General features: G+C 74.0%; 10 protein-coding genes. 9 read left to right on the forward strand and 1 reads right to left on the reverse strand.

Annotated elements, in window-relative coordinates; all coding sequences use genetic code 11:
• Nucleotides 1–168 precede the first annotated feature (168 nt).
• A complete protein-coding gene (locus ACZ3UD_RS19675) occupies nucleotides 169–1,182 on the reverse strand; it encodes a helix-turn-helix transcriptional regulator (RefSeq protein WP_465588847.1) in 1,014 nt (337 codons plus the stop codon).
• A gap of 297 nt (nucleotides 1,183–1,479) precedes the next feature.
• Between ACZ3UD_RS19675 and ACZ3UD_RS19680 the strand changes: the two genes are divergently transcribed.
• From ACZ3UD_RS19680 to ACZ3UD_RS19720, 9 genes are all read left to right on the forward strand, one after another.
• Nucleotides 1,480–1,713, forward strand: a complete 234-nt coding sequence (locus tag ACZ3UD_RS19680) for a hypothetical protein (RefSeq protein ID WP_465588850.1) — start codon at nucleotides 1,480–1,482, stop codon at nucleotides 1,711–1,713.
• A 389-nt stretch (nucleotides 1,714–2,102) separates the two neighbouring features.
• Complete coding sequence (locus ACZ3UD_RS19685) at nucleotides 2,103–3,761, forward strand: Rossmann-fold NAD(P)-binding domain-containing protein (RefSeq protein WP_465588853.1); 1,659 nt, start codon at nucleotides 2,103–2,105, stop codon at nucleotides 3,759–3,761.
• Nucleotides 3,758–4,918 carry a Gfo/Idh/MocA family oxidoreductase gene (locus ACZ3UD_RS19690; RefSeq protein ID WP_465588856.1) on the forward strand — a complete coding sequence of 387 codons (1,161 nt, stop codon included), beginning with the start codon at nucleotides 3,758–3,760 and terminating at the stop codon, nucleotides 4,916–4,918. The genes ACZ3UD_RS19685 and ACZ3UD_RS19690 overlap by 4 nt, the downstream gene beginning before the upstream one ends.
• Nucleotides 4,915–6,180, forward strand: a complete 1,266-nt coding sequence (locus ACZ3UD_RS19695) for a B12-binding domain-containing radical SAM protein (protein WP_465588859.1) — start codon at nucleotides 4,915–4,917, stop codon at nucleotides 6,178–6,180. The genes ACZ3UD_RS19690 and ACZ3UD_RS19695 overlap by 4 nt, the downstream gene beginning before the upstream one ends.
• 103 nt (nucleotides 6,181–6,283) lie before the next feature.
• Nucleotides 6,284–7,891 carry a B12-binding domain-containing radical SAM protein gene (locus tag ACZ3UD_RS19700; RefSeq protein ID WP_465588862.1) on the forward strand — a complete coding sequence of 536 codons (1,608 nt, stop codon included), beginning with the start codon at nucleotides 6,284–6,286 and terminating at the stop codon, nucleotides 7,889–7,891.
• Nucleotides 7,892–7,934: 43 nt separating this feature from the next.
• On the forward strand, nucleotides 7,935–8,762 hold the full coding sequence (locus tag ACZ3UD_RS19705) for a phosphotransferase (protein ID WP_465588865.1): 828 nt from the start codon (nucleotides 7,935–7,937) through the stop codon (nucleotides 8,760–8,762).
• A 36-nt stretch (nucleotides 8,763–8,798) separates the two neighbouring features.
• Nucleotides 8,799–9,872, forward strand: coding sequence for a Gfo/Idh/MocA family protein (locus ACZ3UD_RS19710; RefSeq protein WP_465588868.1), 1,074 nt, complete (start codon nucleotides 8,799–8,801; stop codon nucleotides 9,870–9,872).
• 11 nt (nucleotides 9,873–9,883) lie between these two features.
• Complete coding sequence (locus ACZ3UD_RS19715; protein WP_465588871.1) at nucleotides 9,884–11,104, forward strand: cytochrome P450; 1,221 nt, start codon at nucleotides 9,884–9,886, stop codon at nucleotides 11,102–11,104.
• Between the two features lie 139 nt (nucleotides 11,105–11,243).
• Nucleotides 11,244–12,140, forward strand: coding sequence for a class I SAM-dependent methyltransferase (locus tag ACZ3UD_RS19720; RefSeq protein ID WP_465588872.1), 897 nt, complete (start codon nucleotides 11,244–11,246; stop codon nucleotides 12,138–12,140).
• Nucleotides 12,141–12,416: the final 276 nt, after the last annotated feature.

Here is a 12,416-nt window from a genome sequence, read left to right on the forward strand (position 1 = left end):
TGGCAGGCCCGGTCGGCAGTTCACTCGCCGCGGCTCGGCGGGGCGACGTGCGGACGGCGGCCAGGGCGCCGGCCGGTGCTCGTGCGCACCCACCCGGCGGGCCAGGTGTCCTGGCCCGCCGGGTCGGCCCACGCGCCGTCAGGCGGCCCCGGTGTGCCGGGCGGGGCGTCAGTCGGGGGAGGGTTCGTCCTCGGGGGTGTCGAGCAGGCCGGCGCGGGTGGCGATCACGGCGGCCTGGAAGCGGCTCTCGGCGCCGAAGCGTTCGAGGATGTCGGCGACGCGGCGTCGGACGGTGCGCAGGGACATGCCCAGGCGGCGGGCGATCGTCTCGTCCTTGAGGCCGGAGGCGAGCAGTCTCAGCAGGGTGGCGTCGATGTCGCGGGCGGCCTGTTCCAGGCCTTCGGCGCCGGGGGCCGTGGGGTCGCTGAAGACCGTGGCGTGGGTCCAGGTCTGTTCGAAGATGCCGCGCAGGTAGGCGATGAGGTGGGGCTCCCGGACGACGACGGCGCCCCAACTGGTGCTGTCGGTGGGCAGGAACGCCACGGTGTCGTCGAAGACGATGAGACGGCCGAAGAGCTCGTGCGCGGTCCGGTACTCGCCGCCCAGGGCGGTGGCGGCGGCGACGTAGACCTGGGTGGGGCCGTGGAAGCGGACCGAGTGCTGCTGCAGGGTGCGCATCCGGATACCGCGTTCGAGGAGGGCGCGGTCGCGGGCGAGGGCCGGCTCCAGGTTCGCCGGGTTGCGGGAGACGTCGCCGGGCTGGCAGGCGATGACCTCGTGTCGGCAGCGGGCGGCCTCCTCCTCCAGCAGCGCGTGGACCGCCGCCTTGTCGGGCAGCACCGTGACCGCCTCCGGGTCGCCGTCGGGGACGTCGGTCTGGGCCTGGGTAAAACGGGTGAAGCGCTGGATGTCGGCGCGCAGGGCGGCCAGGCGCTGCTGGTGGGCCGTGGTCTCGGCGTCGATGCGGGCCTCGACCTCGGCGGCGAGGTCCGCCAGGGCGGTCTGTGGGGACAGCGCGCGGCTCTGCTGCGGGTCGGCCGGGTCGAAGAGGACCAGGTGTCGTTCGGCCAGCCGGGCCAGTGCCGCGCTGGCCTCGTGCACGCCGATGCCGAGTGCCCGGGCGATCCCGCCGGGATCCAGGCGGCCGTGGGCACGGACGTGGTCGTAGACCTGCCAGTCCACCGCGCCGTTTTGCTCGGAAACTCCCAAGCTGCGGCGAAGCGGAGGGCATTCACTGTCTTGTGTGCTTTGTCCGGATGGCAGCAGTTTCTCCATCCGTGTCGCACCAGATATGTCCATCATCTCCGGTTTGAGCACTTCCTCCCCCTGTCTCCAAATGTCCTGTCACTTTAATGACGGGCATCGTGCCTGGTCGGGACGAGGTGTGCGGGAAACAATCCAGACGACGGCAGCGACAGCACCACCTGGTGGAGGCCTGCCGTTCGTTCCTGTTCCACCTGTGACATGAAGGACCTCGCTTTGAAGCCTCTTCTCCGTACGGCCGCCGGCGCCGTCATGGCCCTGACCGCCCTGGGTGTCCTGGCGGCGCCCGCCGTCGCCACTGAAACGGCACCGCTTGCCGTCGCCGCCGAGTCGGCACCGCCCGCCCCGGCCCAGCCGCAGGGCGCCGTCTACAACCTCCTCAACACCTCCTGGGGCGACTGCTACAAGATCCCGGGCTCCGACGGGTGCGACGGCCGCGTCCGCATGTAGTGACCCCCTCTCGCCGAGGGTCCGGGCCCGGCGGGCCGGCGAGAGCGTGATCGCGCGAGCGGCAGCCGGCGATCCTTACTCCGCCCGTTGACGAGGCGTTGAGCCCCCGGCCGGCCGCTGTCCGCTCGTCGGCGCGGTATCCCCTCCCGAGACCCGCCCGCGCGAACCCGTCCGTTTGCCCGGCCGCCGGCCGACCGGTCGCCCGATGTCACCCCCGGGGCATCGGGCCGCACCGCCCACTCACGATCACATCGCCTCCCCGTGCGGAATCCGAGCGCCAGGGTGCGCGATCTGTCATGCCCATTCAAGGAGACGGCTTTGCCTGTTCTGCCACCGAGTGCTTCGTGGGACCGTCCGCGAACGTCCGCCGCCCGCCGGGGGGTGACGCGGTGACCACCGAGCTCGAAGCCGAAAGCCCCGACGTCGCCGCCGCGTTCACCGGCCTGCGGCTGATCGAGACCGTCACTGGCCCGGTCCCGCCCGCCGACGTGCGCGATGCCGTCTCCGAGGCTCTCGGCCCGCAGTTCCCGGCGGCGGCATGGCACACGGTCGACGGCCCGGACGGCCTGCCCCGCGCGATCGGCATCCGGGTCGCGGGCCGGCGCGTCCACCTGGACCTGGCACCGGCCGCGCCGGCCCGGCACCGCACCCTGGATCCCGTCGTACCGGAGCCCGCGCTCTGGCGGACCGCCGTGCTGACCGACGCGCCCGCGGGCGCTCCGCTGCCCGAACCGGTGCGGGAGATCGTCGCGGCGGTACGGGAGCGCGCCGACCGGCTCACCCACGAGGAGACCGCCGCCCTGTGGGCCTCGATGCCGCTGCTGCGTCACTACGCGGACCGCGGACCGCGGATCGACGACTGGGCGCTGGTCTTCCGCGACCACTACGTGGAGAACAGCGTCGGCTTCCTCCTCGCGGCGGAGCGGGCGGGCATCCCGCGCGAATGGATCTACGCCCTGGCCAAGGGCGACCGCACGGCGGGCCGGCACCGGGTGCACGCCTGGTTCCGCGCCCGCGGCTACCGCAGCGCCCTGCTGGACAACTCCGTCATCGACGGCACCGCCCCCGGCCAGGAGGTCGCCGCCGCGCGTCTGGTCGCCGCCGACGTCGACCGTTTCATCGCCGCCGCCCACCGCGCCGGCCGTCGCGTGCTGGTCATCGACGACGGCGGGCTGCTCGCCCGCGGCACGGGACCGTCCCGGCTGGTGACCGAGCCGGTGGACGCCGTGGTCGAGCTCACGGTCAGCGGGCTCAAGCGGATCGGGGCCGGACCGCTCCCCGCCATCCCGGTCTTCAACGTCGCCCGCTCCCAGCTCAAGAGCCTGCTGTCGTACGAGGAGATCGCCGACTCCTGCCTGCGGCGGCTGCGCGAGCTGGTGCCGGGGCAGAAGTTCATCGGCCGCCGCGTCGTCGCCGTGGGCTTCGGCACCCTGGGCTCCCGGCTCGCGCGCCGACTGCGCTCCCTGGGCTGCCGGGTCACCGTCGTGGACCAGGACACCCTGGCCCTGATCCAGGCCGCCGAGCAGGGCTTCGAGACCGAGCCGACCCTCGCCGCCGCGCTGCGGCGCTGCACGCCCTTCCTGGTGACGGGCAGTACGGGCGAGGCGCTGCTCGGCCCGGAGGAACTGCCGCTGCTGCCCGACGGGGTGCTGCTGGCCGGCTTCGCCACCAAGGACTTCAGTCTCCTGAGCACCGGGGGTGCGGGCGCCCCCGAGTCCACCCTGACCGGGATCGGCGTCCGCTACCGCCTCCCCGGCGGCGGCCGGGCCACGCTCCTGGGCGACGGCCGCTCGCTCAACCTCTTCGACTACGAGGGCATCCCGAACTCCGGCTACGACGCGTACCGGGCCGGCACGCTGATCGCCGTGCGGGAGCTGTGCCGCCGGGCCGACGAGCTCGCACCGGGCGTGCACGTGAGCGAGGTCGACGAGGCCGTCCGGGCGGCCGGCCTGTTCGAGACGTACTACGACACGTACCTCTCGGAGGAGGCCTCCGTCCGCACCTGGACCGCCCCGCACCCGGCGGTGGCGGGGGAGGACCGCCCGTGACCGGCCGGGGACACGCCTGCGTCGTCGGGTACGGCAGCGTGGGGCGGCTGCACGTCGAGGTCCTCACCCGGATGGGGCTGAAGGTCAGCGTGCTGGACCCGGATCCGTCCCGGCTCCCCGCCCCGCCGGTGTCCTGGTGGCGGAGCATCGGACAGGTCCCCGACGTCCGTGACGTCGACGTCTGGGTGGTGTGCACCCCGACGCACACCCACCTGCCGGTGGTGGCCTCGGTGCTGGCCCGGGACGCCGCGGCCCGCGTCGTGGTGGAGAAGCCCGCCTGCCGCGCCGCGGAGCTCGCCGAGTTCACCGACCTGCTCGCCGCGCTGCCGGCGGCCCGGGTCGTGGTGATGGACCAGTACCGGTACGCCGCCGCGCTGTCCGCGATGGCCCGGCTGGTCGCCCGCGAGGCACCGGGCGAACCCGTCCGGGCGCTGCGCGTCGTGTTCGCCAAGGACCGCCGACCCGACGTCGCCCGGGGCCGCTTCGTGGACCGCGACCACGGCGTCTTCGGTTACGAGTGGCTCCACATGCTCGCGGCGCTCGGGCACTTCCTGCCCGCGCCCGGCTACGACGCCTACCTGCGCGGTCCCGTGGCGCCGGGCTCGCTGCGGGTGGCGCACGACCCCGGTCTCCTGCTGGCCGCCGCGCACGAGCGGACCTCGGTGCGCGGCGTGGAGGTGGAGCTGTTCTCCACCGTGGCGGGCGAGGGCGCCGAGGCGGTGCTTCCCCGTCCGGCCTGGACGCGTGACTTCCCCACCGCGATCGGGGAGCGGCAGCGACTGGTCCGGGTGGAGACCGCGTCGGCCCACTTCACCGCTGAGCTGGAACCGCTCGGCGGCCCCGCGCGCGAGCAGGTCCGCCGGGACGTGCACCGGATCACCGTGCGGACCTCGGCCGGGGAGCGCCGGCTGGAGGTCGTCGACCCGCTCCTCAGGAACGCCTGGAGCGGCATGCTCGCGTCCCTGTCGGCCGCCACCTGCCCGCCGCCCGACCTGCGCACGCTGCACCGGATCGCCGCCCTGATCGGCGTGGTGTGGCCGCGTGGCGCCGAGGCGGCCCTGGTCGGTGCCGACCGGGCCGGGCGCCCGTCCCGCGCGGGCCGTCCGCCCGGCCGCACGGCCGAGTCCGTCTTCTCGCCCCGACAGGAGTCCGCATGACCCAGGTCTGTTTCGTCGTCCCCGAGGACGAGTTCGAACGCCACTTCCTCCAGCAGCCGTTGGACGTGCTCAACGCCGCGGCCGTCCTGAAGCAGGACGGGGTGGCGGTGAGCCTGTGGGACCGCAGGCTCCAGCAGCTGCCCCCCGGCGGGGACACCCCCGATCTGGTGGTCGTGGTGACCGCCGTCGCCGACCGGGCCCAGTGCTACCCCCTGGACCTCGGCCCGGTGAAGGACGCGGTGGCCGCGGTGCGCGAGCGGTGGCCCGGGGTGCCCGTGCTCGCCTGCGGGCCGCACGCCACCCACCTGCCGCAGGCCTGCCGGCGCGAACTGGGCGTGGACTTCGTCGCCCGCGGCGAGGCCGACTCGGCCGCCGTCCAGGCGGTGCGCGACGTGCTGCACCGCCGCGCGCTCACCCCCGTGCTGCCCGCGGCCGGCAGCTACCCGGACCTGCCGGTCGACCAATGGCCGCTACCGGCCTACGAGTTGACGGACCCGCTGGCCTACACGGCCGAGGTCGTGGTCGACGGGCGGACCCGCCGGGCGGCGTGCGGGCTGGTGATGGGCGTGCGCGGCTGCAGCTACGGATGCTCCTTCTGCCACCTGCCGTTCGGCGCCCGGATGCGGGACCGGCCGGTCGCGCAGACGCTGGCCGAGACCGCCGCCCTCCAGGCGCGCGGCACCGAGTCGGTCTTCTTCCTGGACTACGTCTTCGGGCTGCACCGGACGTTCTACGACGAGCTGTGCGACGGCCTGACCGGCTCCGGCCTCGAGTGGACCGGGCAGACCCGCGCGGAGGTGGTGCTGCGCACCGACGTCCGGCGCTGGGCGGAGGCCGGCTGCCGGGGCATGTGGCTGGGCGCGGAGTCCCCCGGGGTCGCCGACACCGGCGTCGGCAAGAAGGTGCCGCCGCAGAAGGTGGCCGAAGCCGTCCACCGGCTGGCGGACGCCGGGATCAAGCCCTTCGCCTTCATCCTGCTCGGACTGCCCGACGATCCGGCCTGCGCCAGTGGCGAGTTGGTGGACTGGGCGGCCTCGCTGCCCGTGGACTTCGGGCTCAACCAGCTCGTCCTGCGCCCGGGGACGACGCTGTACGACAAGCTCGCCCCCCGCTACAACGACGGGCGCACGCCCGCCTCGTGGGCCGAGGTCGCCGAGGTCACCCGGCGCTACCGGGAGGCGTACCCGACGGACCTGGACGCCCAGTGGGACCGACTGACCGCCCTGCCCAACTACCTGGGCAACGCCATGGCGGCCGGGTGAGGCCCGCCGGGCCGCGGCCGGCCGCCGCGATGCCCACCGGCGCCGGACGGGTCGTCCCCGTGCCCGCCGTTCCCGTTCTTGATGCCGAGGAGAAGGACAGCCTGTGCGCGCGCTGCTGATGTGCGGTCTGGGACCGAGCTACGTCAACCTCAACTACCTGCGGGGATCGCTGTTCGACGCGAGCGGCACGGGGCGGGACGACCGCACCCGCGCCATGCTCGAACGCGGGGGCCACGCGGACCTGGACTTCACCGACTTCACCTACACCGCCGACGGCGAGCGGCGGACCCTGTGCCGCCCGCGGACCACCTCCGTCCCCCACCTGACCACCTTCGCGCTGGAGGCGATCCTCCAGGAGGCGGACCAGGACTACGCGCGGGTGGACCTGGCCGGGGTGTGGTCGGGCCAGGCGGTCCTGCCGCCCGGCGACTTCGACGTCGTCCTGCTGTCGACCACCTACATGTGGAGCAAGGCGATCTTCGCCAAGGTGATCGACTGGATCGCCGAGCGGCTGCCCTCGGTCCCCGTGGTCTGCGGCGGCCAGTACACCAACCTGAAGTTCCAGCAGGTGATGGCGGAGTTCCCCGGCGTGACCGCGGTGGTGCGTGGCGACGGCGAGCAGGCCCTGCCCGCCGTGCTGAAGGCCGTGGGTGCGAACCGCACCCTGGCGGGGGTCCCCGGCGCCGTGTGGCGCGACGGCGGGCGGATCCGGGTGAACCCGCTGGAGTACCTGGACTTCGAGGCTCTGCCCTCACCGCGGCTCAAGGGCCGGTTCCCGATCGTCCCGTACGAGTCGATGCGCGGCTGCCCCTTCGACTGCAAGTTCTGCTCGTTCCCGGCGGCCTCGCCCAAGTGGCGCTACAAGTCCGCGGAGAAGATCCGGGACGACTGGATGTCCTACGCCGCCGACAACGGCGCGCAGATGATCTCCGCGATGGACTCCACCTTCACCGTCCCGCCCACCCGCCTGCGCCGGCTGATGGAGATCCTGCCGGCGGCGGGGGTGCGCTGGGAGGGCTTCAGCCGCGCCAACACCGTCGATTCCCCGGCGCTGGTGGACGCGCTGCTGGAGGCGCACTGCTACAAGCTCCACATCGGCTTCGAGGCGATGAGCGACGAGGTCCTCAAGCTGATGAGCAAGCGGGTCTCGGCGAAGCAGAACCGGCGGGCCTTCCACGCGCTGCGCGACAGCGAACTGGGCTACGTGGTCTTCTTCATGATCGGCTACCCGGGCGAGACGCCCGAACTCTTCGGCGAGACCCGCGACTTCCTCGTCCAGGAGTACGCCGGCCACTTCATGCTCAACTTCTTCTCGATCTCCGACGAGACCATGCCGCTGTGGCAGGACCGGGAACGCCTGCGCATCGAGGTCGAGGACCCGGACGACACCCACACCTGGTGGTCGCACATCGGGATGAACAGCGACGACGCCCGGGAACTGCAGCTGGCCGCGCTCGACGACATCCGCGAGCGCAACGACGACGCGGTGCTGCTGCTGTGGCAGCACCAGTTCGACCACTGGCTGATGCCCGAGCGCAGCCGCCGGGACAACCTGCGGGTGGAGAAGTGCATGGAACGCCTCGCCCTGGCACCCCGGGTGCACACCGACATCGACACCGGGGCGCGCCAGATCCACCACCAGATGCGCGTGCTGGCCGAGTTGGGCGTGGAGCCCACGGGCGCGCGGGCTCTGGCGGGTGCCTCCGCGTGAGCGGCACGGGTGAGGGCGGGACGGCACGAGGGGAACGGGAGTCGTGAAGGACGGGGAGGAGCACGTCGGCATATCGACGGTGGTACGCGTCGGCGACACGGTGCGCCGCCCGCCGGGCCCGTGGACCCCGGCGGTCCACGGGCTGCTGAACCACTTCGAGCGCGTCGGCTTCGGCGGTGCCCCGCGGGCGTTCGGCTTCGACGCGCAGGGGCGGGAAGTCCTCGAGTATGTCGAGGGCCACGTTCCGCAGGGCCCGGAGGTGGCGGAACTGCCGGACGCCGCGGTGTTCGCGGTGGGATGCCTGATGCGACGGATGCACGAGGCGGCCGAGGGGTTCTCACCGGAGCCCGCCCACTGGGCGCACCCGCCCGCCACCTCGGGCCCGGAGACGGTCGTGTGCCACAACGACATCGCGCCGCGCAACACCGTCTTCGCGGACGGTCGCCCGGTCGCCTTCATCGACTGGGAGGCCGCGGGCCGCGAGAGCCCGGAGTGGGATCTGGCCCAGGCCGCCTGGCAGTTCGCGCCCCTGACCGACGACCGCGGCTGCGCGGCGCTCGGCTGGCCGACCCCGCCGGATCGCGGGCACCGCTTCCGGCTGCTGGTCGACGGGTACGGGCTGGCGCCGGCGCGGCGCGCGGCCCTGGCCGGGCTCGCCGCGGCCCGGATCCGCTTCACGCTGGAGCTGATCCGGCGGCGGGCGGCGGAGGGCGAGCCCGGCTTCGTCCGGCTGGTGGAGTCGGGCGCCGCCGACGGCGTCGAACGCGACGCGCGGTGGACCGAGGCGCACCGGGACGAGCTCACCGCGGCACTGCTCGGTGAGGACCCGTTCGCCGGGGCCCGGGCCGAGCCGGCCGGCCTGCCCGCCTGAGCGCCTCTCATCAGCACGATCGGTAGGAAGGACACGATGCTCAGATTCGGCATCATCGGAGCCGGAGTGATCGGCGGGGTCCACGCCCGGACCCTCGCCCGGCTGTCGGGCCGGGCCGCCCTGGTGGCCGTCGCGGGCCGGAGCCCGGAGCGGGCCCGCGCCCTGGCGGCCGAGCACGGCTGCGCCTGGCACGCGACGGCGCGGGACCTGCTCGCCCGGCCGGACCTGGACGCGGTGTGCGTCTGCGTGCCCAGCGGCCTGCACGCCGAGATCGGGGAGGCCGCCCTGCGGGCGGGCAAGCACGTCCTGGTGGAGAAGCCCCTCGAAGTGAGCCTGGCCGCGGCCGACCGGCTGCTCGGGGCGGCCAGGTCCACCGGGCGCACCCTCGGGGTCGTCCTCCAGCACCGGTTCGACCCCGCTGCCAGGTACCTGTACGACTCCGTCCGCCAGGGGGCCCTCGGCACCCTCACCTCCGCGCACGCCGAGGTCCCGTGGTGGCGCTCGCAGGGCTACTACGACTCCGGGCAGTGGCGCGGAACGGTCCGCCTCGACGGCGGCGGGGCGCTCATGAACCAGGGCATCCACACCCTTGACCTGCTCCAGTGGGTGATGGGCGAGGCGGTCGAGGTGACGGCCCGTACGGCGCTGGTGGCCCACCGGGGCATCGACGTGGAGGACACCGCGGCGGCGGTGATCCGCTTCGCGAACGGCGCGCTCGCCACCGTCCTGGCGACGACGGCCGCCTACCCCGGGCGCACCGCGCGGCTGACGGTCCACGGCGACCGCGGCTCCGCCGTCCTCGACGACGACCGGATGGCCTGGTTCCACACCCGCCCGGACGGCGAGACCGGGGACGCGTACGGCGCGTACGGAGCCGGCGACCAGAGCGCCGGCCTCCCGCTGCGCGATGACGGGGAGCGCGACCCCACGGGCATGCCCGGCACCCCGCACCGCGACCAACTGGCCGACTTCTGCGACGCCGTGGAGAACGGACGCCCCCCGCTGGTGAGCGGGGAGGAGGCGCGCCGCTCACTCGCCCTGACGCTCGCCCTGTACGAATCCTCGCGCACCGGACGGGCCGTACGCCCGGACGGACCGGGCGCGCCGTGAAGGAGACCACGATGACCAGCCCAGAACTCGCCGAGCTGCTCTACGGCGACTACTCCGCGACGGACCCCCGCGAGGCCCTGCGGGCCATGGCGACCGTCCCGGCCATGAAGGACCCGCGCACCGGAGCGCTGTTCGTGACCGGCTACGAGCTGGTCCGGGAACTCCTGACGCACCCGGGGCTGACCAGCGCCACCCTGCGCGACCCGCTGGCCGGCACCGGTCTGTCCGAGGAGCAGATCGCCCTGCACCGGCCGGTGCGGGACTTCGTCACCCTGTGGCCGGTGTTCAGCGACGGCGCCTACCACCAGGACCTCCGCTCCCGCATCCGCCCGGCCCTCGACCGGCGCAACGTCAGCTCGCTGGTCGCCCGGCTGGAGGACGACTGCCGGGAGCTGCTGACCGGCCTGAGGGACAAGGGCGGGGAGTGTGACTGGATCGGCGGGTTCTGCCGTCCGTACCTCCTGGCCGTGCTGGCCCGGCTGTTCGGCACGACCACCGACCGCATGACGGACCTGGCGGAGGCGACGGACGGGCTGATGGCCTATCTGGCCAAGCCCAGGTCCTACACGGACGACGACCTGGCGCGCGCGGCGAACGCCTCGCTGGACCGGCTTCGCGCCGAGGTGCGCGAGCACCTCCTGGACCGGGCCGAGGGCGAACTCGCCGTGGTCCTGCGGGACATCGCCGCCGACCCCGGGCTGGGGCACGACGTCGCGGTGGCCGTGACCGCCCAGATCGTGACCGGAACCCTCGAACCGCTCACCGCCGTCCTGACCGAAGTGGTCATGCGGGGCGGCGAGCGGATGGCGGCCATCGCCGGCCCGGAGGCCGAATCCGCCTCCGCGCAAGGGGAGTTCACCGAGGAGGCGCTCCGGATCAGCTGCCCGTTCCGGTTCGCTCCCCGGTACGCCGTCCAGGACATGGAGATCGCCGGCCACCAGGTCGCCGCCGGGCAGCGGGTCATGCTGATCCTCGCGGCCGCGAACCTCGACGCCACGGTCTTCCCCGAGCCCCTCGCCTGGCGGCCGGGTGCCCACGAGGCCCGCTCGCTGGCCTTCAGCGCCGGCTCCCACTACTGCGTCGGCGCCCCCCTGGCGCGCGGCGCCACCGACGCCCTGACCCGGGTGATCGCGGCGGAACGGCTCCGGGTGAGCCACGACCCCGCCACCTTCGAGCGGGCCGCGCCCCTGGGCGCCGACCGCATCCTCGGGCTTCGCGTCCGCATCCACTAGCCGGCACCGCATCTGTCCGCCGGCACCGCCACCCGCCGGCACCGCATCCGTCGCCGGTACTGCCACCGGTCGGCACCGGCACCGACCGCACGGAACGTCGACCCCGGGCCCCTCGGGCCCGCGGGAAGGAGTCACCCCCATGCCCAGCACCACTCCAGCCCCGCCCGAGGCCTCCCGGGGCGCGCCCGCCGAGGCGACGCACCACGAGGGCGACGGCATCGCGGGGCTCTTCGACCGCGCCGCGGCCACCTATGACCGCGTGGGCATCGACCTCCTCCCCGCCGCGGGCCGGCTCCTGGTGGCGCACGCCCGGATCGCCGAGGGCGAGCACGTCCTGGATGCCGGGTGCGGCACCGGCGCGATCCTCTTCCCCGCCGCTCGTGCCGTCGGCCCCCGGGGCAGCGCGACCGGCATCGACGTCTCGCCGGCGATGATCGAGCGCGTGCGACAGCGGTCCGCCGAGCACCGACTGCACTGGCTGCGCACGTACGTCGCCGACGCCGAGGAGCCGCCCCGCGCGGCCCTGCGCCCGCCGGCCGACGGCTTCGACGCCGTCACCGCGGGCATGCTGCTCTCCTTCCTCCGCCGGCCCGACCGGGCCTTCCGCGGCTTCCGGTCGGTGCTGCGGCCCGGCGGGCGGTTGGCGGTCTCCTGGTGGGGCCCGGAGGCGTCCGGCTGGTACCGGGTGGTCGAGGCGACCCGGCCCTTCGGCCCGGGCACGCCGGAGGAGATCGAGACGGTCGTCGCGGGACAGAGCCCCCCGCAGACCCCGGAACTCGTCCGCAAACTCGCCCTTGAAGCGGGTTTCGCCTCCGTCGAGCTGTACGAGGAACGCCTGGAGGCGACGTTCCGGGACCCGGAGCACTGGTGGGAGTGGACCTGGTCCACCGCCGCGCGGGCCTTCTGGGAGAGCGTCCCGCCCGATCGCCTGCCGGCCGCGCGCGCCGCCGCCGAGAACGCCCTGGCGCCGCTGCGCGCCCCCGACGGCACCCTGCCGTACGTGCTCACGGCGCATTTCGCCGTCTGCCACCGCTGAGCCGGAAAAACACCTCCGCAGACGAATAGCCTTTTGCGTGGTCGGCGCTGCCGGCCGGGAATTCCGAAATTCCCGGCCGGCACCTCCGGCCGATTTCGCATGTCCGAATCCAGGAGAATCCAGGGCGCCGTTCAATTTCCGAGAAATCGCCGCCCGGGCCTTGCCCGTCCGGCTCCGGCGGTTCTATGGTTTTGACATCCGGTCAGCCCGACCGGGAATGTGAAGCACCATCCATTCCGTGCTTCCTCTCGCCACCTGACCTGGTGCTGTTGCGGC

The organism is Kitasatospora sp. NPDC023118 (assembly GCF_055560875.1).